The organism is Pseudomonas sp. FP2309, assembly GCF_030687575.1.
GTDB lineage: Bacteria > Pseudomonadota > Gammaproteobacteria > Pseudomonadales > Pseudomonadaceae > Aquipseudomonas.
Genome location: NZ_CP117439.1, coordinates 1,095,197 through 1,114,696, shown reverse-complemented (window position 1 = coordinate 1,114,696; position 19,500 = coordinate 1,095,197). Strand labels below are relative to the sequence as shown.

Sequence of the window (19,500 nt, the reverse complement as noted above, 5' to 3'; positions counted from 1 at the left end):
GAACAGGCCCTGAATCACCGATTCAGGGCCTTTTTAATGTCTGCTCATCGGTAAAGCAATCGCTCGGCCAGTTCGTCCGCCACCCGCGCGGGGGAACGTTTTTCGGCTTGGGCATGGGCGTAGATTTCGGTCAGGCGCATGCCGATGTTGGACAGGTGCGCAGTGATCGTCGCCAGTTCGGCGCCGCTGTGTTTGAGGGCGACATAGATCAGACCGCCGGAGTTGATCACGTAATCCGGGGCATAGAGGATACCGCGTGCTTCCAATTGATCGGCCACTTGCAGGTTGGTCAACTGCGCGCTGGCGGAGCCGGCCACGGCAGCGCAGCGCAGCTGACCGACGCTGGTACGGTTGAACACGGCACCCAGGCCGCAGGGTGCAAGGATGTCACAGGGGGTGCTGAGCAGGGCGTCGTTGGCGATGGGGTGTGCGCCAAGCTGTTCCATGGCCAGTTGCACCTTGCCATGGTCGATGTCGCTGACCAGCAGTTCAGCCCCGGCGGCGTGCAGTTGTTCGGCCAGGGCGTAGCCCACGTTGCCCAGGCCCTGGATCGCCACGCGCAGGCCTTCGAGGTTGTCGCTGCCCAGGCGGGCCATGGCGGTGGTGCGAATACCGGCGAACACGCCCATGGCGGCATGGGGCGAAGGGTCGCCGGCAGCCGTGGTGCTGGTGACGAAGCGGGTGTGCTGGGCGATGCAATCCATGTCCGCCACCGAGGTGCCGCTGTCGATGGCGGTGATGTAGCGGCCGTCGAGTTGCTCGACACACCGTCCAAACGCTTCAAACAACGCCGCGCGGTTTTCCACGTGGGCGGGCCGCAGGATCACCGCCGTGCCGCCACCCACCGGCAGCCCGGCCAGGGCTGCTTTGTAGCTCATGCCCTGGGCCAGCCGCGCAGCATCCGCCACGGCGCTTTCGTCGTCGGGATAGGCGATATAGCGACAGCCGCCCAAGGCGGGCCCCAGGCGGCTGTTATGGATGGCGATGATCGCCTTGAGCCCCGTGACCGGGTCGACGCTCAGGTGCAGCGATTCAAGGCGGGTGCTGTGCATGAGAGCAAACATCGTCAAGCTCCCGGATCACTTTCTTGTGTCGCCAAGTATAGGCTGGCGGCAGAAAACTGCCGAAGTACGCTGGAATAAGCCGCCCGATTTTGCGGGGCTTGCGACATAAGCGCGTGGGATATCGCTCAAGGCACTGGACGAACATTCACAGCAAGGCTAAAACGGGGCATACGTCGGAGAATGCAATGAAGCCCCGCCAAGCCTTTTTCGCCTGTTTGCAACGTTCGCCCCCGGCGCTGTTCGAAGCGGCGCTCTGGATCGCCGCCGAGCACGACGCGACCGTGCAGCCGCTGGAAATCCTGCAAAACCTGAGCGCGCTGCAACAACGGGTCAGCGTGAGCATGCCGATGCTGCCGGCTGATGAGCTGGGCCAACCGCTGCTGCGGTGCATGAACGACCAGGGCTTTGCCCAGGATGATTTCACCCCACTGCGCCCCGCCGCCGCCTTGCTGGACAAAGTGTTGCAACGCAAACGCGGACAACCCCTGGCCCTGGGGCTGATTGCCATGGAACTGGCGCGACGCTTGGACATCCCCATGGTCGGCGTGAATTTCCCCGGGCATTTCCTGCTGCGGGTGCCCGGCGCCGATCACCTGCTGGACCCTTGCGGCGGCCGGCGTCTGTACCCCAGCGACTGCCGCGAACTGCTGCAACGCCAATACGGCCCCAACCTCAAGTTGCAGGCCGACCACCTGCTGACGGCCGAGCCACGCTCGATCCTGCAACGGCTGTCGCGCAACCTGCGCCAGTTGCACCTCTCCAATGACAACCCCTTGGCCGCCCTGATCGACGCCGAGCGCGTACTGGAACTGGGCCATGCCAATGCCGCCGACTACCTGGCGCGGGCCAGCCTGTACCAACGCCTGGATTGCCCCAACGCCGAACGCTTCGATCTGGAGCACGCGCTGCTGCTCAGCGAAGACCCGATCCAGCGCCTGCGCCTGGCCGAGCGGCTGGGCCACCTGCCGCCGAACTCAGTGGTGCACTGAGCACACGCTATTGGGCGCCGGAGCCTGCTGCTACGCCGCCGGTGTGTCCGGCTGGTTGGAAGGATGGGCCTGCACAAACGCCGGATGCCGCGCCGCCAGCGCCACAACCCGCTCAATACGCGGGTACGCCGTCAACGGCACCTTGAAGCGCTGCGCCGCATACACCTGCGGGATCAGAAACGCGTCCGCCAGCCCCGGCTGTTCGCCAAAGCAAAAACCGCCGTCGCCAATCAACTGCTCCACCGCGCCCAGGCCCTGGCTGATCCAATGCCCGATCCATTCCAGCACCTTTGCCTCGTCGTGCCCCCATTGGCGCAGCAGGTTTTGGGTGCTGGAGTTGTGCAGCGGATGAATATCGCAGGCGATGATCGAGGCCACCGCGCGTTCATGGGCACGGGTAACCCTGTCGCTGGAGAGCAGCGGCACCTGTGGATAACGTTCTTCCAGGTACTCGATGATCGCCGGTGACTGAATCAACAGCTCGCCGTCATCGGTGCGCAAGGCCGGCACGCGGCCTTGCGGGTTGATCGCCAGGTAAGCCGGCTGACGATTGGCGCCGTCCGCCGGTACCAACAGGTTCACAGGCACCGCCGTGAACGCCAGGCCCTTGAGGGCCAGGGCGATGCGCACTCGGTACGACGCGGTGGAACGGTAGTAGGTATAGAGTTCCATCACCCCGCCCTCTTAACGTGCCGCAGTGACAGTGCCGCGGCATTCGCCGAAGCCGATGGAGGCAAAACCTTCGCGCTTGCAGCGGGCGCGCAGGATGATTTCGTCACCGTCTTCAAGGAACCTGCGCACTTCACAGGAAGGCAGCTCGATCACCTTTTTACCGCCTTCGGTCATCTCCAGCAGGCTGCCGAACTGCCCGACCTCGGGCCCGGACAAGGTGCCGGAACCGAACAGATCACCGGCCTGCAACTGGCAACCATTGACGCTGTGATGGGCCACCAACTGCGCCACGGTCCAGTACATATGCAGGCTGTTGCTCAGGGCCAGGCGATGGGCCGGCAGCTGTTGTTCGCGCATCGCGGCGGTGGTCAGCAGCACCTCCAGTTCGATATCCAGTGCGCCAGCCGCCTGGTCACGCTTATCGAGCAGGTACGGCAGCGGTTGCGGGTCGCCCTCGGGGCGTGCCGGTTGGGCCTTGCGGAATGGCGCCAGAGCCTCGGCCGTGATCACCCACGGCGAGATGGTGGTGATGAAGCTTTTCGACAAAAACGGCCCCAGCGGCTGGTATTCCCACGCCTGAATATCCCGCGCCGACCAATCGTTGAGCAGGCAGAAACCGGCGATATGCTCGGCTGCGTCGCCGATGGCGATCGAATCGCCCATGGCATTGCCCTGGCCGATCCAGATGCCCAATTCCAGTTCGTAATCCAGGCGTGCGCAGGGGCCGAAGGTCGGTTCGGTCTGGCCGGCCGGCAGGGTCTGACCTTTGGGTCGACGCACCTCGGCACCCGAGGCACGAATGGTCGACGCTCGGCCGTGGTAGCCGATGGGCACGTACTTGTAGTTGGGCAGCAAGGGGTTGTCGGGGCGGAACAGTTTGCCGACGTTTTGTGCGTGTTCAATGCCGACGTAGAAGTCGGTGTAGTCATTGATGCGCGCCGGCACATGCAGTTGGCAATCGGCGGCACGGTGCAGCACCTGCGCCTCGCGCGCTTGCAACGGGCTCCCTTCGGCAAGCAGTGCCAGCAGGCGTTCACGCAAGGCAACCCGAGGCCCGCGGCCCAGTTCGAAAAATGCGTTCAACTGGCCGCCAGCAGTGGCTTCAACCGCGCGCCGGGCCTCACCGTCAAACGTATCCAACGCAGCGTGCAAGTCGAGGATGTAATCACCAATGGCCACGCCACTGCGCGGTGCCGAACCGTTGATGCTGAACACGCCCAGCGGCAGGTTCTGCAGCGGGAAATCCGCGTGACCATTGGCGCTGGCGACCCAGCTGCGGGCGGAAGTGGGCTGAGTCATGGGTTATCTCCGGTTCGGGTTGAAGGTGGCGGGCAGCGAGGCCCAACACGCGTCGTAAGTGGGTTGCAGTTGCGCACAGTCCAGGGCGAACCGCGTGGGGCGCAGCACTTGGCTGGTCTCGAACATGAACGCCATGGTGTTGTCGATCTTGTGCGGCACCAGGTCCGCGTTGATGGCCTTGGTGCAGGTCTCGCCGTCCGGGCCATGGGCGCTCATGCAACTGTGCAGCGAGGCGCCGCCGGGCAGGAAACCTTCGGCTTTGGCGTCGTAGGCCCCCTGGATCAGGCCCATGTATTCGTTCATCAGGTTGCGATGGAACCACGGCGGCCGGAAGGTGTTCTCGGCCACCATCCAGCGCGGCGGGAAGATCACGAAGTCGAGGTTGGCCAGGCCGTGGGTGCTGGTGGGCGAGGTCAAGACGGTGAAGATCGACGGGTCCGGATGGTCGAAGCTCACGGTGCCCAGGGTGTTGAAGCGGCGCAGGTCATATTTGTACGGCACGTTATTGCCGTGCCAGGCCACCACGTTGAGCGGCGAGTGATCGAGCTCGCAGGCCCACAGCTCACCGAGGAACTTCTGTACCAGCGTGGTCGGTTGTTGCAGGTGTTCGTAATGGGCGACCGGCGTGAGGAAGTCGCGCGGGTTGGCCAGGCCATTGCTGCCGATCGGGCCCAGGTCCGGCAGGCGCAATGGGGCGCCATGGTTCTCGGCGACGTAGCCGCGGGCCTCGGCATCGAGCAGCTCGACACGGAACTTGAGGCCACGGGGCAGCACGACGATTTCCAGCGGTTCGACGTCCAGCACGCCAAGTTCGGTGGCGATGCGCAGGCGGCCTTGCTCAGGCACGATCAACCATTCGCCGTCGGCGTTGAAGAACACGCGCTCCATGGAACGGTTGGCGCCGTAGTGATAGAGGCTGATGCCTGACGGTTTTTCCGCCGTTGAGTTGGCAGCCATGGCGACCAGACCGTCGATAAAGTCGGTCGGCTCGCTCGGAATATCCAGCGGGTTCCAGCGCAGCCGATTGGGCGTCACGGCCCCCAACGGCCCACCGGCCAGTTGCCGCTCAAGCTTGATAAACGCCGGATGGTTGGCCGACGGCTGAATGCGGTACAGCCAGGTGCGCCGGGCTTCGCTGCGCGCCATGGTGAAAGCGGTGCCGGAGAACAGCTCGGTATACAGCCCGTAGGGCGCTTTTTGCGGAGAGTTCTGGCCAACCGGCAGCGCGCCGGGCAGGGCTTCGCTGGCGAATTCATTACCAAAGCCCGACAAGTATTCGAGGTGCATGGATCATCCTCTGTACGGAAGTTGTTTTTATCGTAATTGAGTTACGCATAACGTAATTTGATCACTATCGACCGTCAAGCTATAAAGACGCCCATTCATCTCTCGGATTCTCGCCCCTCCATGGAAAAGCCCCGCGACACCGGTAAACAGAAAGTCCGCTCGGCCGAAGTGGGCACCGATATCCTCAAGGCCCTGGCCGAACTGTCGCCGGCCACTTCGTTGTCGCGCCTGGCCGACCACGTGCAGATGCCGGCGAGCAAGGTGCATCGTTACCTGCAGGCGTTGATTGCCTCGGGGTTTGCCGAACAGAACCCCGCCACCAACCATTACGGCCTGGGCCGCGAGGCGTTGCGCGTAGGCCTGGCGGCGCTGGGAAGCATGGACGTGCTCAAAGTCGGCGCCCTGCCCCTGGCCGAGCTGCGCGATGAGTTGAATGAAACCTGTTTTCTGGCGGTCTGGGGCAATCAGGGCGCAACCGTGGTGCACATAGAACCGGCGGTGCGCGCGGTCACGGTGGTGACGCAATTGGGCTCCGTATTGCCGTTGCTCAGCTCGTCCACCGGGCTGGTGTTCAGCGCGTTCCTGCCCTCGCGGGAAACCGTGGAGCTGCGTGAGCGCGAGATCCAGGCCGGCATCGCCCACGCTCTGGCGGACGACGCGACCTACGCCAGCACCTGCGAACAGATCCGCAGCCGTGGCCTGCACTTTGTCCACGGCCTGTTGATGCCGGGTGTGGACGCGTTATCGGCACCCGTGTTCAACGCCGTCGGGCAGGTCGCAGCGGTGATGACGGTGGTCGGCCCCACCTCGCTGTTCCATGCCAATGAAGATGGCCCGGCGGCGCAGCGTTTGCTGGCGGCGACCCGGTCGGTGAGTTGGCGTATGGGCTATCAGCCCTGAATCAGTCGTGCCATTGCGTCAGGGCCACGGCCAGGCGATTTTCCAGGGCGCGGATCGGCGCGGCATCGCCCAGGTAGTTGTTGCTGACCATCGAAAACACCAGGCGCCGCCCCTCGGCGTCGGTGATATAACCGCTCAACGATGACACCCCGGCCATCGAGCCGGTCTTGGCATGCAGGTTGTTTTGCGCCGGTGTACCGCGCAGGCGATAGCGCAGGCTGCCACCGCTCATGCGGTCCGGGTTGCCGGCGATCGGCAGGGCGTTGTACCAGGCGTCGAACCAAGGCTGCTTGGCCGTGGCCAGCAGCAGGTCGGTCAGGTTCTGCGCCGACAGCAGATTGCGCCGCGACAACCCCGAACCGTCCACCTGGATCAGTGTGGCCGGGTCCATCCCCTGACGTTTGATGAAGTCCGCCACGGCCGCGACACCCGCCTGCGCCGTGCCCGCATTCGCGGTCTTGCGCCCCATGGCCTTGAGCAGGGCTTCGGACATGTTGTTGTTCGAGAGTTTCAGCAGCGGCGTGATCAATGCCTGCAACGGCGCCGACTGGTGCTCTGCCAACACCGTGGCCGTGGCCGGCGTCGCGCCGCCGATCACCCGTCGGCCCGCGACCTTGATGCCCTGCTGCGCCAGCGCCTGCTCAAACAGATTCGCCACCAGTTGCGTCGGCTCCCACACGCTCACCCACTGCCGGCTGTGCTTGCCCGGCGCCAACGCGCCGGTCAGTTGCAGCAGATTGGTGCCATGCTGGCGGGTGAGGCCATAGGTATTGCCAGGGCCGCTGACCGCGTGGTTGCTCAGTTGGACATAATCGGTAGCAGGGCTCACGACGACGCTCACCGGCTGGCCGGGCGTCTGCGGCGCGTTGGCCGTGACGATCAGCGTACCGGCATCAAAATCGGCATTGGGCGACACCGTCAGTGCAGAAATCTGCGCGCCGTAATAGGTGCTTTCGTCGTCCTGGGCCCAGTCCACGCCCAGACGTTCGGCGTCGAACCAGGTGTCGTCAAACACCAGATCACCTTGCACCAGACGCACGCCCTGGCTCGCCAGCTGTGCGGCCAGTGCCTGGTAATCGGCAAACTGCGTGGTCGGGTCGCCCAGGCCGCGCAGGTAAAGATTGCCGCTCAAACGCTCGCCTTGCTGGGTGCCGTTGCTCAGCAGTTGAGTGGAAAATCGGTACTGCGGCCCCAGCACATCCATCGCCGCGGCGGTGGTCAGTAACTTGAGGTTGGAGGCCGGCACCAACCGCGTACGCGGGTTGTGCTGGTAGAGGGTGTTGCCGCTGCGGGCGTCGCGCACCATCAGCGAGACGGTGGCGCCGTCAAGGGCCGGGTCGGCCATGAGACGGTCGAGGGTGATCGGGGTGGAGGTCGGCGAGACACTCGCACACCCGCCCAGCAAAACGCTTACGCACAACAGGTGTAGCCATCGTCCAAAGTGCATCCGTCACGTTTTCCGCAAAACTGTCATTGCCGGCAACGCTAACAGCTCCCTCCCCCTGTGGCGAGCGCAGCGGTTGTGGGTGGACAGCCCGTTCGCCAGGGCGATCAACCCACCACCACAAGCCGATGATCAGAATTGCAGCGTGCTGGACAGCGACACCTGCCGCGCATCGCCAACGGACACAAAGAACCGACTTGCCGCAGAGGTGTAGTAGGTGCGGTCAAACAGGTTCTTCACGTTGAGCTGGAATTTGACCTTCTGCCCTTCGATCTTGGTGTCGTAGGTGGCGAACGCATCCGCCACGGTGTAGCCCGGCAGATTGAAGTCATTGGCCGCATCACCGGCGCGCTCGCCGACATAACGGGCACCGGCGCCCACCCGCAGTTGGTCGCCGCCAAACACGTTGCCGAAGTCATACACCGCCGACAGCGAGCCGGTGTGCTTGGCCACGTTTTGCAGGCGGTTGCCTTGCAGGGTCGGGTCCTCGTCCTTGACGTCTTGCGCGTCGGTGAAGGCGTAGCTGCCAATCACGCTCCACTGGTCGGTCAACTGCCCGCTGGCGTCCAGTTCAAGGCCTCGCGAACGCACTTGGCCGGCGATGCTGTAGACCGTATTGGCGCCGGAACCGACCGATACAAGCACATTGCGCTTGTCGATAGTGAACAGCGCCGCGCTGGCGGTGATGCGTCCCGGAATGTCGAGCTTGGCGCCCAGTTCCCACGACTTGGATTCCTCCGGCGTCAGGTCGCCGGTCAGGGTGCTGCCATCGGCCAGGGCGGCGATGGTGGAGTTGGGTTTGAACGACTCGGTGTAGCTGCCGTAGAACGACAGTTCATCGGTGTAGCGATACACCAGACCCGCGCGCGGCACCCAGGCCTGGCCATTGCCGTCGGTGTTGGCCTTGAACGGCACGCCCTTGCCGGCGTACTGGTCATACATCTGGTAACGCGCGCCAGCGACAAAGATCCACTGGTCGGTCAGGTGAATCGCATCCTGGAAGAACAGCGAGTCGCTGCGCAACAGGTCGGTCTGGGCGCTGTCGGCGGCGCTGACGGTGGTGCCCGCCACTTCGTTGCCGTACACCGGGTTGTTGTAGTTGAAGGTGGTGCGCGAGGCCTGGCGAATCAGGTCGGCGCGGTAGATCTTGCGGTACTCGTCGTCCAAACCGAAGACCAGGTCATGTTGCAGGCCCAGTACGTTGACCTTGCCTTCCAGGCTGGCCGTTGCGAACCGGTCGGTGCTGATCGCCCCCTTGGTGCCGTCCATCCTGCGGGTCAGGGTGCCGTTGGTGTTCACCGCACTGACGCGCACTTGGCTGGCGTCATAGGTTTCGCGGTTCCAGCTGTAGCCGAAGTGGGCTTTCCAGTCGTCATTCAAATCGTGGTCGGCTTCGAAACGGTACAGGTCGGAACGGCCTTCCATGTCGTTGAACGGCTCATCCAGGCGCCGGGTGGACGGGATGTCCAACGGGTGGTTGGACTTGTCGATGGCGGTACCACGGTCGAACGGCGCGAGAAACTCGCGGTGTTCATAAGCGAACAGCAACCGGGTGCTGTCGCCGTACCAGGCCAGGGACGGCGCTACCAAGGTTTCGCGATGGGTGCCGAAGTTGCGCCAGTAGTCTTCGTCTTCATGGTCGACGATCAGGCGATAGGCCAGGCCCGAATCACCGATCGGCCCGGTGGTGTCGAGGCCACCGCCACTGCCGTTCTTGCCGTCGCCAAATGTCGAGCCGCGCACGGTCAAGGACGTGGATTGGGTCAATTCGGGCTTTTTACTGACGATATTCACCACACCGCCCGGATCCTGGATGCCATACAGCAGCGAGGACGGGCCCTTGAGCACTTCGACGCGCTCAGCCGTGGCGTTCAATGCGCGGCCCTGCACCACCGGCATGCCGTCGCGCATGATCGAGCCGTTACGGTTATCGCCAAAGCCACGCAACATCACGGCGTCCTGGGTGCTGGCCAAGGTGTTGGCCTGGGTAATGCCACTGATGTTGCCCAGGGCGTCATCCAGGTTGCGCGGGGTCTGGTCGCGCAGTACCTGGGCCGGCACCACGTTGACGGTTTGCGGGGTTTCGATCAGCAGCGCACGGGAGCGCATCACCGAACTGGTGAGCGGCGGCTGGTAGCTGGTGCTGTCCTGGGTTTGGCCGACGCCGCTGATGGTGGTGGCGCCGAGGTTGAGCGCGCCATCGGTGGGTAGCGGCTCCAGGGCCAATGTGCGGGCATCGATTTGGCGGAACGTAAAGCCGGAATCGCCCAGCAGGCGTTGCAAGGCCGCCGTGGCGCTCATCTGCCCGCTGACCGCCGGGGCGTTGAGGCCGTAAGGCGCTTCATCGGTGTAGATCACGCTGATCCCGGTGACCCGGCTGAAATCGCTCAGGGCCTGGGGCAGCGGTTTGGCTGCCAGGGCAAAGTTAAACTGCGCACTTTGCTGCTCCTGCGCGTGCGCGACGCTCAGGGGCAGCAACGCCAATCCCGACACCGCCAATACCGAGGCTCCCAGCCACTGTTTAACCAAACCGCCCGCCATCGACTTCATGCTGTAAGAACCCGTGTAGAAAACGCTGTTAATGCGAATAGATCGCAGTTTCAAGCACTACACGGATGGGCCGCCGTTTTACCTCACGTCTATTTGCAAATATTTTTATTTATTGCGCCTGAATGCTGAAACCGAAGCGCGGGAAGTGCACATGCACCGTGCCGCCGCGTGGGTCGGTGCGGCGCAGGATCAGCTCTTCGCGCCCGGCAAAGAGCAACTCCCCCGCGACCGCATCGGTGCCGTAATCGGTGGCGGCAATGGCCACCTGCTGGCCGGGCTGGAAGCCATTCAAGTCCTCGAACACCTCATCCGGCAGCGCAGCCGGCGTAGCGTTGCGCGCGATCTCCAATGCCTGTTCCGCGGTCATTTGGCTGGACGTGCCGTGGCCGAACCCCAACACACGCCCCAACCACGCGCACACGGCTGGATAGGCGTCCACTAACGGTGCCGTCACAGGCGTCGCCTTGAGGAACCACAGCGGGTGAGCCATGGAAAAATCGGCAATCGACGGCTCACCAAACAGGAAGTCTCCCGGTTCACGCTGCAATTGCTGCTCCAGTCGCGCCATGATTGCCGGCCATTGGTGCTTGGCCAACTCGGCCGGTAGCCTGCTGGCGGTGCCCCCGCTGAACAGTGCGGCGCGGTCGGCCAGAAACGCCTTGACCGCTTCCGGCGGCAATTTGCCGAAGCGCACCGCCACCGACTCAGGCTGGAACACCAGGCTCACGGCGTGGGCGAACACCACGCTGTCGGCCCAGGTGGCGAAGGTTTGGGTGATCATTTCCTGGCCCAGCGGGAACAGCGCCGGCGCGAATTTTTCCTGCTCCAGACGGCGGGCGATCAGGGCGGTGTCGCAATAGATATCGGCACCCACTTGCAGCACCGGGGTCTTGCGGTAGCCGCCGGTGAGGGCAGTCAGGTCCGGCTTGGGCATCACCGGCGAGATATGCACCGAGTGCCAGGACAGGCCTTTGAAGCCCAGCAGCAGCCGCGCTTTTTCCGCGAAGGGGGACGTGGGGTAGTGGTGCAGGATTAGCTCAGACATGCTGGGGGTCCACTGGACAAATGAACCCGCAGCTTAGCCTGCAACGGGCTCAGTGGGTGTGATAGCCGCCCATCAGTCAGATCAATGAACCACTGGCCGCCAGACACTCCTTGGCGCTCTTCTTCAATTTCTTGATCAACCGCTCCTGGCGCAACGCCTCGCCTTTGCTGGCGCAGACTTCGGTGTACACCAGCGCCACCGCCGGGCTGGACAGGAAAAACCGCGCGCCCTTGCCGCTCTGGTGCGAGGCAAACCGGCGCACCGGGTCATTGCTGATGCCGCAATACAACGAGCCATTGGCGGCACGCACCAGGTAGACGTACCAGGGCTTGGGTTCAACAGGATCAGTCACGGGTAGATTCAACAGTCCGCAGGAGCGCCAAGCTTATCAACGACTGGCCTGAAATGCCTTCAAGCCTTTGTTCGCCTGGGCGCGCACAGCGTTTTTCACCAGCGGTGTCCAGCCCAGCAGCAGGCCTTTGGTGCCCAAGGCCTGGCGCGACCAGCGCCACAGGTCGAAGCTGTCGTGGTGTTCGCAGATCTTGCCGTCGCGAAACACAAACCGCGCCTGGATATCGTTGACCACGGTGTTGCCGGTGGCGCTGAACAGGTAGGTGGCCACCCAATGCGCACCGCCGCTGCGATCATCGCTGCGCACGTTGTCGAACGTCAGGGAGAAGTCCTTGGCACGGGTGGTGAGCATGCGCCACATATCGCCGGCGTCTCGCCCGCGCAGCTCACCGAAGGCCGGGTCGCTGAACACCACATCGTCGGTGTAGCAGGCGGCCATGGCCTCGGCATCCAGACGCTGGAAGGCGGTGTAGAACTCGGTGATCAGGGCGTTATGGGCATCGCTCATGGGCAGGCTCCGCTGGCGTCGTAAAGGTAGGCGCACGATAAGCCGCCCACGCCGCTAACGCCACTGACATTCGCCACGCAAATGACCCAGTCTATGGCGACCGCTGCCACGCTAGACTTTCTCGCTGCTGGCGCCTACGTACAGCGCACGGCCAGCGCCAACCCCGGCGGCGATGGCCGCCAGGCCGATCACCGCGAAAATCCAGCCCGTTGCGCCCCATCCACCGGTCCAATCGTGCACCAGGCCAACCGCCAGCGGCCCCATGGAGGCCAGGGTGTAACCGATGCCCTGGGCCATGCTCGACAGGTTCGCGGCGACATGTGAGTCCCGCGAGCGCAGCACGATCAAGGTCAGCGCCAGGCTGAACGTACCGCCCTGCCCCAGGCCGAGCACGATCGCCCAGCCCCACAAGCCGTCGAGGGGCGCATACAGGCAACCGAACAGGCCACCCAACGTCAGCAACATCACGATCACGATGGCCAGGCGCTGATCTTTGCCCCGCGTGGCCAGCCACGGTGCGGCCAGGGAACTGAGCAGTTGCACAATGATGGAACCGGACAGCGCCAGCCCGGCTTCAGTGGCACTCAGGCCACGGCCGATCAGGATCGACGGCAGCCAGCCGAACACGATGTAGGCCAGGGACGATTGCAGGCCCATATACAGGGTGACCTGCCAGGCCAGCGGATCGCGCAACAGCCCTTTCACCCGATAAGCGACTCGGTGCGCACCATGTTTTTGCCCGACCTGCGGCAACCAGAACAGCGCCGCCACCAGCGCCGGCAGCATCCAGAAGCCCAGTCCCATCGCCCAGCTATCGCCGAAGTACTCACTCAGAGGCACCGCGGCCCCCGCCGCCAGCGCCGCGCCCAGGCACAACGCCATGGTGTAGACCCCGGTCATGGCGCCCGCCTGCCCGGCGAAATCCCGCTTGACGATGCCCGGCAGCAATACCCCGATAATGCCGATACTCGCGCCGGCGATCAGGCTGCCGAGGAACAACCCCACTTCCCCCGACACACTGCGCAGGATGATCCCCGCGGCCAGCGTCAGCAGGATGCCCAACACCACCCGTTCAGCCCCAAAGCGCCGCGCCAGGATCGGTGCGGTGGGCGCGAACAAACCCAGGCACAGCACCGGCAACGTGGTCAGCAGGCCGGCCTTGGCGGCCGACAATCCCAGGCTGCTGGAGACCTCGCTGAGCAAGGGCGACAGGCTCGACAATGCCGGGCGCAGGTTCAGCGCCACCAGCACCAGGCCCAGTAACAGCAACCACGGGCGGTTTACCGTCGGCGGCGTCTGCTGCACCACGTCGTCATCGGCTTCAGCGTCGATCAGCAGTTCAGTGGTGCGTTGCGGTTCAAGGTTCATTGATCAACTGCCGGCAAAGGGATTTGGCACGTTCCGGGTCCTGCTGTTCCACGGCGTCGAGCAGGGCGATATGCAGGTCGAACACCGCCTGGCGACGTGGCGAAATGCTCAGGGTCTGGCGCAACTGCGCGGCGACGATGGCGGAAAAATAGTGGTACAGCTCACTCAACGCCGGGTTATGCGCGGCGTCGACCAGGCGTTTATGGAACACCAGGTCTGCGCTGATATAGGCCTCCAGATCACCGTGATACAGCGCGGCGCTACCCTGCAGCGCCTCACGCAGGTGCTCCAGGTCTTGCTCGGTCCGCCGCAGCGCCGCCAGACCGATGGCCTCCACTTCAAGAATCTGCCGCGTCTCCTGCGCCTGCTCCAAGGTGCAATGGGACAGCGCACGCATCGCCCCCAGCGGATCAGTCATCGAACGCAAATAGCTGCCATCGCCCTGGCGGACCTCAATCAACCCGGAAAAGGCCAACACACGGATGGCTTCACGCACGGTATTGCGGCTGATGCCGAGTTCGGCGCACAACTCGGGTTCGGTAGGCAGGCGTTCACCGACCGCCCACACGCCTGCGGCGATACGCAGACGCAGTTGCTCCACAGCCTGGTCAACCAGGGAGCGTTTGATCAGAGGGGCAATGTCTGTCATGGGTTTTGCACTTTCGTCCAATCATAGGATGAATTTTCCTACAGGCTATTCAGAGTTGCCCACAAAGACAAGGCATTGGCCGAAGGCACTGACCTGCGCAGGCTCAAGTCATACCGTGAACACAGGGCATGAGGCGCCCAAGACCTATTGAACAGACAAAAATAAACCCGGCCAGGCCGGGTTTATTGTTTCAACCATCGATCAATGCAAAATCTGGCTCAAGAACAGCTTGGTCCGATCATTCTGCGGATTGTCGAAGAAGTCATTCGGCGCCGCCTGCTCAACGATCTCGCCTTTGTCCATGAAGATCACGCGGTTGGCCACGGTGCGGGCAAAGCCCATTTCGTGGGTCACGCACAGCATGGTCATGCCGTCTTCGGCCAGGCCGATCATGGTGTCCAGCACCTCTTTCACCATTTCCGGGTCCAGCGCCGAGGTCGGTTCGTCGAACAGCATGATTTTTGGTTTCATGCACAGCGCGCGGGCAATCGCCACACGCTGTTGCTGGCCGCCGGACAGTTGCCCAGGGAACTTGTGCGCCTGCTCCGGGATGCGCACGCGCTCCAGGTAATGCATGGCGATTTCTTCGGCCTTGCGCTTGGGCATCTTGCGTACCCACATCGGCGCCAACGTGCAGTTCTGCAGGATGGTCAGGTGTGGGAACAGGTTGAAGTGCTGGAACACCATGCCGACTTCACGACGGATCGCTTCGATCTGCTTGAGGTCGTTGGTGAGCTCCACGCCATCGACCACGATGCGGCCCTGCTGGTGCTCTTCCAGGCGGTTGAGGCAGCGGATAGTGGTGGACTTGCCCGACCCCGACGGCCCGCACAGCACGATACGCTCGCCCTGCTTGACGTTGAGGTTGATGTCTTTCAACACGTGGAACTGGCCGTACCACTTGTTGACGCCCTGCATCTGGATAATGCCTTCAGGGCTCACAGGCTGTTTGATTGCTTCGCTCATTAAAAGAACTCCTAACGCTTGTGGCCTGTGTCGAGCTTGCGTTCCAGATGCATGGAATAGCGCGACATACCAAAACAGAAAATCCAGAACACCAGGGCGGCGAACACATAGCCTTCAGTGGCCATGCCCAGCCATTTCGGGTCGGCGGCAGCTTGCTTGACGCTGTTGAGCAGGTCGAACAGGCCGATGATGATCACCAGGCTCGTGTCCTTGAACAGCGCGATAAACGTGTTGACGATGCCCGGAATCACCAGCTTCAGGGCCTGCGGCAGAATCACCAGGCCCATGCTGCGCCAGTAACCCAGGCCCATCGCCGCGGCCGCTTCGTACTGACCTTTAGGAATCGCCTGCAAGCCGCCGCGTACCACTTCGGCCACGTAGGCCGACTGGAACAGGATCACGCCGATCAGCGCCCGCAGCAGCTTGTCGAAGTTCATGCCTTCGGGCAGGAACAGCGGCAGCATCACCGAGGACATGAACAGCACGGTGATCAACGGCACGCCGCGCCAGAACTCGATGAAGGTCACGCAGACCACACGAATCGCCGGCATGTTCGAACGCCGTCCCAACGCCAGCACGATGCCCAGCGGCAATGCACCGGCGATGCCGACGGTGGCGATCACCAGGGTCAGCATCAAGCCGCCCCATTGACTGGTAGCCACGTTGGTCAGCCCGAAGATGCCGCCATGCAGCAGGAAGTAGGCAACGATCGGGTACAGCACCAAAAAGCTCAGGCCGTAGATCGCCTTGTGCTGGAAACGCGAGATGAACAACGGCGCCGCGCCCACAATGGCCAGCCACACGGTGAGGTCTACACGCCAGCGCAGGTCGACGGGGAAGTAGCCGTACATGAACTGCCCGAAGCGCTGCTGAATAAACACCCAGCAGGCGCCTTCCTTGGTGCAGTCGGCGCGGGTGGTGCCCACCCAGTTCGCATCGAGGATGGCCCAATGCAGGATCGGCGGCACCACCAGGTACACCAGGTAGATCGACACCAGAGTCAGCAGGGTATTGAGCCAACTGGAAAACAGGTTGGCGCGCATCCATGCCACCGGGCCGAACACTTTGCTCGGCGGCGGCATATCCGGTTTGAAAATATGAGAACTCATGTGCGTTTCCTCACCGCTCGATCAGCGCAATGCGCTTGTTGTACCAGTTCATCAGCAGGGAAATGCTGATGCTGATCGCCAGGTACACGCTCATGGTGATGGCAATGACTTCGATGGCCTGGCCGGTCTGGTTGAGCACCGTACCGGCAAACAGCGAAACCATTTCCGGGTAACCGATACCGGCGGCCAACGACGAGTTTTTCGCCAGGTTCAGGTATTGGCTGGTCAGCGGCGGAATGATCACCCGCAAGGCTTGCGGAATGATGACCTTGCGCAGCGTCGGCCCATTGCGCAGGCCCAGGGAGCGCGCGGCTTCGGTCTGGCCGTGGCTGACGGACTTGATGCCCGAACGCACGATCTCGGCGATGAACGCCGCCGTGTATACGGTCAGTGCCAGGGTCAACGCCAGCAGTTCAGGGATCAACACCCAGCCGCCGACAAAGTTGAAGCCTTGCAGTTTTGGCATTTCCCAGTGCAGTGGCGCGCCGAAGATCAACGCGCACAAGGCCGGGATCACGATGAACAACGCCAGGCCCGCCCAGAACTTATGGAACGGAACACCGGTGGCTTCAAAGCGCTTGTTGGCCCAACGCGCCATCAGCACGGTTGCCACAATCGCTACCACCACGCTGACCACAAACGGCCAGAACCCATCGGCGGCAAGCGCCGCGGGCATGTTCAGGCCACGGCTGCTGACAAAGAAGGTATCGCCGAAGTTATGACTGTTGCGCGGCCCCGGCATGGTCAGGAACACCGCGAAGTACCAGAACAGGATTTGCAGCAGCGGCGGGATGTTGCGGAAGACTTCCACGTACACCGTCGCCAGCTTGTTGATCATCCAGTTGGGCGACAGGCGCGCCACGCCGACGATAAAGCCGAGCAAGGTGGCCAGGATCACGCCGATGAAGGTCACCAGCAAGGTGTTGAGCAAGCCGATCAGAAAGACGCGGGCATAGCTGTCCGATTCGGTGTAGTCGATCAAATGCTGCGCGATGCCAAAGCCGGCACTGCGCTCAAGAAAGTCGAAACCCGAGGTAATGCCCCGGTGCTGAAGGTTGGTCTGGGTATTGTGGAAGAGGTACCAGCCCAGCGAGACCACCGCCACAATCGTGACGATCTGGAAGAGCCACGCACGCACTTTGGGATCGCTGAAGCTGAGCTTCTGCTTTGGTGCGCCGATTTGATTTTGCATGAAGTGCCCCGGAAAGAATGGAACAGAACATCACCCGGCGGTTGGCCCACCGGGTGACAGAACCATCAGCGATCAGCGCACAGGCGGTGCGTATTGAATGCCGCCGTTGTTCCACAGCGCGTTCAGGCCGCGGTCGATTTCCAGCGGAGTGCTCTTGCCGAGGTTGCGCTCGAACACTTCGCCGTAGTTACCCACTTGCTTGACGATCTGCACGACCCAGTCTTTCTTCACTTTCAGGTCTTTGCCGTATTCGCCGTCGGCACCGAGCAGACGTGCAACGTCCGGGTTCTTGGTGGACTTGGCTTCAGCTTCTACGTTTTTAGAGGTGATACCGGCTTCTTCAGCGTTGAGCATGGCGTAGCCAACCCAGCGCACGATCGCCAGCCACTCGTCGTCGCCATTACGCACGACCGGGCCCAGCGGCTCCTTGGAAATGGTTTCCGGCAGTACCACGTAGTCCTTCGGCGAAGCCAACTTGCTGCGCTGGGCGAACAGTTGGGATTTGTCGGAGGTCAGCACGTCGCAACGACCGGATTCCAGCGACTTGGCGCTTTCATCGGAGGTGTCGAAGGTGATCGGGGTGTATTTCAGACCGTTGCCACGGAAGTAGTCGGAAACGTTCAGCTCAGTGGTGGTACCGGCCTGGATGCAGATGGTTGCACCGTCCAGTTCCTTGGCACTTTTTACGCCCAGCTTGTTGTTAACCAGGAAACCGATGCCGTCGTAGTAGGTAATGAAACCCGGGAATTTCAGGCCCATGCCCGCATCACGGGAGCTGGTCATGGTGGTGTTACGGGACAGAATGTCGACTTCGCCCGACTGAAGCGCGGTGAAACGCTCCTTGGCGTTCAACTGGCTGAACTTGACCTTGGTCGCGTCGCCGAATACAGCAGCGGCCACAGCGCGGCAAACGTCAGCGTCGATCCCCAGGATCTTGCCGCTGGCATCCGGTACCGAGAAACCCGGCAGGCCGTCACTCACGCCACATTGCACAAAGCCTTTCTTCTGCACGGCGTCCAGGGTGGCGCCAGCTTGGGCGAAACCACTGACACCCAGTACAGCGGCCGCGGAAACGATGGCCAGGGTGGATTTCAATACCTTCATTCAAACCTCCAGTTTTGCTCTTGTTGTGTCGGAGCTCGAACCCCACCGCACCCTTTTGAGGCGATCTTGACCCGTGTTGGCTTTTTTTAGGGTCAAACGGTATGGGCCGTCGCTATAAGTCCAGTTGCTATCCCATAGGCGGCTGTCACTGATAGTGTTACCGCCAAGAGAGAGACCTGACATCGCCTTGTGCATAGCAAGCGCCGTACCAGAGTGGCGGCTGAGTCGTTTCAGCCAATGGTCAAGAGCAAAAGATTCAACGTTGCGACATCTAATTAACAAATCAACCGATGGCGCACCGTTCCGACGCACCCAATCGGAGCGCACGCACATTTATGGAGCAGACATGACCGAACCCTTGATTCTCCAGCCCTCCAAGCCCGCAGACGCCTGCGTTATCTGGCTGCATGGCCTGGGTGCCGACCGCTACGACTTCCTGCCGGTGGCCGAAGCCTTACAGGAAACCCTGCTGACCACGCGTTTCGTTTTGCCCCAGGCGCCCACCCGTCCGGTGACGATCAACGGCGGCTACGAGATGCCCAGTTGGTACGACATCAAGGCCATGAGCCCGGCTCGGTCGATCAGCCTGCAAGAGCTGGAAACTTCGTCAAAAATGGTCACCAACCTGATCGAAGACCAGAAGAGGACCGGAATAGAGGCCTCGCGGATTTTTCTCGCCGGTTTTTCCCAAGGTGGCGCCGTGGTGTTCCACACCGCGTTCAAGGAACTGGAAGGTCCTCTGGGTGGCGTGATCGCCCTCTCCACCTATGCACCGACCTTCGGCGATGAACTGCAATTGTCCGCCAGCCAGCAACGCATTCCCGCCTTGTGCCTGCACGGTCAATACGATGAGGTGGTGCAGAACGCCATGGGCCGTACCGCGTATGAGCACCTCAAGAGCCGTGGTGTCACCGTGACATGGCAGGAATACCCAATGGGCCACGAAGTGTTACCCGAAGAGATACGCGATATTGGTACCTGGTTGGCCGAGCGCCTGCGCTGA

Annotated in this window: 18 protein-coding genes; 3 read left to right on the top strand and 15 right to left on the bottom strand. The window is 62.5% G+C overall.

The features are described 5' to 3' along the window. Window positions 1–44 precede the first annotated feature (44 nt). Window positions 45–1,064: a Glu/Leu/Phe/Val dehydrogenase dimerization domain-containing protein gene (locus tag PSH59_RS04980; RefSeq protein ID WP_248075498.1), complete on the bottom strand. Its 1,020-nt coding sequence runs from the start codon at window positions 1,062–1,064 to the stop codon at window positions 45–47. A gap of 185 nt (window positions 1,065–1,249) precedes the next feature. Here PSH59_RS04980 and PSH59_RS04975 point away from each other — a divergent pair, with 185 nt between their 5' ends. Beyond that, window positions 1,250–2,053, top strand: a complete 804-nt coding sequence (locus PSH59_RS04975) for a SirB1 family protein (RefSeq protein WP_305394439.1) — start codon at window positions 1,250–1,252, stop codon at window positions 2,051–2,053. Window positions 2,054–2,083: 30 nt separating this feature from the next. Here PSH59_RS04975 and maiA read toward each other — a convergent pair whose 3' ends face one another. Genes maiA through hmgA form a run of 3 tightly spaced genes read right to left on the bottom strand, consistent with a single transcriptional unit; the run spans window position 2,084 to window position 5,311 of the window. Further along, entirely contained in the window at window positions 2,084–2,725 is a 642-nt protein-coding gene (gene maiA / locus PSH59_RS04970; RefSeq protein ID WP_305394438.1) for a maleylacetoacetate isomerase, read from the bottom strand. A 12-nt stretch (window positions 2,726–2,737) separates the two neighbouring features. Continuing rightward, window positions 2,738–4,024, bottom strand: coding sequence for a fumarylacetoacetase (fahA, locus tag PSH59_RS04965; protein WP_305394437.1), 1,287 nt, complete (start codon window positions 4,022–4,024; stop codon window positions 2,738–2,740). Between the two features lie 3 nt (window positions 4,025–4,027). Next, entirely contained in the window at window positions 4,028–5,311 is a 1,284-nt protein-coding gene (gene hmgA, locus PSH59_RS04960) for a homogentisate 1,2-dioxygenase (protein ID WP_305394436.1), read from the bottom strand. A gap of 120 nt (window positions 5,312–5,431) precedes the next feature. On the opposite strand from hmgA, the gene PSH59_RS04955 reads away from it, so the two are divergent. After that, complete coding sequence (locus PSH59_RS04955) at window positions 5,432–6,211, top strand: IclR family transcriptional regulator (protein WP_305394435.1); 780 nt, start codon at window positions 5,432–5,434, stop codon at window positions 6,209–6,211. A 1-nt stretch (window position 6,212) separates the two neighbouring features. Here the strand turns inward: PSH59_RS04955 and dacB are convergent, their stop codons facing one another. The 11 genes from dacB to PSH59_RS04900 form a co-directional block, all read right to left on the bottom strand. Then, the gene (dacB, locus tag PSH59_RS04950) at window positions 6,213–7,658 is read right to left on the bottom strand and encodes a D-alanyl-D-alanine carboxypeptidase/D-alanyl-D-alanine-endopeptidase (protein WP_305394434.1); all 1,446 of its coding nucleotides are present in this window, start codon (window positions 7,656–7,658) and stop codon (window positions 6,213–6,215) included. Between the two features lie 129 nt (window positions 7,659–7,787). Further along, window positions 7,788–10,205 (bottom strand): TonB-dependent receptor, encoded by a 2,418-nt coding sequence (locus PSH59_RS04945; protein ID WP_305394433.1) that lies wholly within the window; start codon window positions 10,203–10,205, stop codon window positions 7,788–7,790. 109 nt (window positions 10,206–10,314) lie between these two features. Continuing rightward, window positions 10,315–11,250: a glutathione S-transferase family protein gene (locus tag PSH59_RS04940; RefSeq protein ID WP_305394432.1), complete on the bottom strand. Its 936-nt coding sequence runs from the start codon at window positions 11,248–11,250 to the stop codon at window positions 10,315–10,317. A 76-nt stretch (window positions 11,251–11,326) separates the two neighbouring features. Continuing rightward, window positions 11,327–11,602, bottom strand: a complete 276-nt coding sequence (locus PSH59_RS04935; protein WP_248075478.1) for a GIY-YIG nuclease family protein — start codon at window positions 11,600–11,602, stop codon at window positions 11,327–11,329. A gap of 36 nt (window positions 11,603–11,638) precedes the next feature. Further along, the gene (locus PSH59_RS04930) at window positions 11,639–12,109 is read right to left on the bottom strand and encodes a nuclear transport factor 2 family protein (protein WP_305394431.1); all 471 of its coding nucleotides are present in this window, start codon (window positions 12,107–12,109) and stop codon (window positions 11,639–11,641) included. Between the two features lie 111 nt (window positions 12,110–12,220). Continuing rightward, entirely contained in the window at window positions 12,221–13,477 is a 1,257-nt protein-coding gene (locus PSH59_RS04925; protein ID WP_305394430.1) for a CynX/NimT family MFS transporter, read from the bottom strand. Further along, window positions 13,467–14,126, bottom strand: a complete 660-nt coding sequence (locus PSH59_RS04920) for a FadR/GntR family transcriptional regulator (RefSeq protein WP_305394429.1) — start codon at window positions 14,124–14,126, stop codon at window positions 13,467–13,469. The genes PSH59_RS04925 and PSH59_RS04920 overlap by 11 nt, the downstream gene beginning before the upstream one ends. A 201-nt stretch (window positions 14,127–14,327) precedes the next feature. Further along, window positions 14,328–15,092, bottom strand: coding sequence for an amino acid ABC transporter ATP-binding protein (locus PSH59_RS04915; protein ID WP_003171943.1), 765 nt, complete (start codon window positions 15,090–15,092; stop codon window positions 14,328–14,330). Window positions 15,093–15,103: 11 nt separating this feature from the next. Continuing rightward, window positions 15,104–16,201, bottom strand: a complete 1,098-nt coding sequence (locus PSH59_RS04910; protein ID WP_248075471.1) for an amino acid ABC transporter permease — start codon at window positions 16,199–16,201, stop codon at window positions 15,104–15,106. Window positions 16,202–16,211: 10 nt separating this feature from the next. Further along, on the bottom strand, window positions 16,212–17,393 hold the full coding sequence (locus tag PSH59_RS04905) for an amino acid ABC transporter permease (protein ID WP_248075469.1): 1,182 nt from the start codon (window positions 17,391–17,393) through the stop codon (window positions 16,212–16,214). A 72-nt stretch (window positions 17,394–17,465) separates the two neighbouring features. Continuing rightward, window positions 17,466–18,497 carry an amino acid ABC transporter substrate-binding protein gene (locus PSH59_RS04900; protein ID WP_017526224.1) on the bottom strand — a complete coding sequence of 344 codons (1,032 nt, stop codon included), beginning with the start codon at window positions 18,495–18,497 and terminating at the stop codon, window positions 17,466–17,468. A 346-nt stretch (window positions 18,498–18,843) separates the two neighbouring features. Between PSH59_RS04900 and PSH59_RS04895 the strand changes: the two genes are divergently transcribed. Then, complete coding sequence (locus PSH59_RS04895; RefSeq protein WP_248075467.1) at window positions 18,844–19,500, top strand: alpha/beta hydrolase; 657 nt, start codon at window positions 18,844–18,846, stop codon at window positions 19,498–19,500.

Coding starts and splice junctions, on each gene's coding strand:
- PSH59_RS04915 (WP_003171943.1), bottom strand. CDS start 15,092: ATGAGCGAAGCAATCAAACAGCCTGTGAGCCCTGAAGGCATTATCCAG.
- PSH59_RS04940 (WP_305394432.1), bottom strand. CDS start 11,250: ATGTCTGAGCTAATCCTGCACCACTACCCCACGTCCCCCTTCGCGGAA.
- PSH59_RS04955 (WP_305394435.1), top strand. CDS start 5,432: ATGGAAAAGCCCCGCGACACCGGTAAACAGAAAGTCCGCTCGGCCGAA.
- PSH59_RS04905 (WP_248075469.1), bottom strand. CDS start 17,393: ATGCAAAATCAAATCGGCGCACCAAAGCAGAAGCTCAGCTTCAGCGAT.
- fahA (WP_305394437.1), bottom strand. CDS start 4,024: ATGACTCAGCCCACTTCCGCCCGCAGCTGGGTCGCCAGCGCCAATGGT.
- PSH59_RS04910 (WP_248075471.1), bottom strand. CDS start 16,201: ATGAGTTCTCATATTTTCAAACCGGATATGCCGCCGCCGAGCAAAGTG.
- PSH59_RS04980 (WP_248075498.1), bottom strand. CDS start 1,064: ATGTTTGCTCTCATGCACAGCACCCGCCTTGAATCGCTGCACCTGAGC.
- PSH59_RS04945 (WP_305394433.1), bottom strand. CDS start 10,205: ATGAAGTCGATGGCGGGCGGTTTGGTTAAACAGTGGCTGGGAGCCTCG.
- PSH59_RS04930 (WP_305394431.1), bottom strand. CDS start 12,109: ATGAGCGATGCCCATAACGCCCTGATCACCGAGTTCTACACCGCCTTC.
- maiA (WP_305394438.1), bottom strand. CDS start 2,725: ATGGAACTCTATACCTACTACCGTTCCACCGCGTCGTACCGAGTGCGC.
- PSH59_RS04925 (WP_305394430.1), bottom strand. CDS start 13,477: ATGAACCTTGAACCGCAACGCACCACTGAACTGCTGATCGACGCTGAA.
- PSH59_RS04975 (WP_305394439.1), top strand. CDS start 1,250: ATGAAGCCCCGCCAAGCCTTTTTCGCCTGTTTGCAACGTTCGCCCCCG.
- dacB (WP_305394434.1), bottom strand. CDS start 7,658: ATGCACTTTGGACGATGGCTACACCTGTTGTGCGTAAGCGTTTTGCTG.
- PSH59_RS04895 (WP_248075467.1), top strand. CDS start 18,844: ATGACCGAACCCTTGATTCTCCAGCCCTCCAAGCCCGCAGACGCCTGC.
- PSH59_RS04920 (WP_305394429.1), bottom strand. CDS start 14,126: ATGACAGACATTGCCCCTCTGATCAAACGCTCCCTGGTTGACCAGGCT.
- PSH59_RS04900 (WP_017526224.1), bottom strand. CDS start 18,497: ATGAAGGTATTGAAATCCACCCTGGCCATCGTTTCCGCGGCCGCTGTA.
- hmgA (WP_305394436.1), bottom strand. CDS start 5,311: ATGCACCTCGAATACTTGTCGGGCTTTGGTAATGAATTCGCCAGCGAA.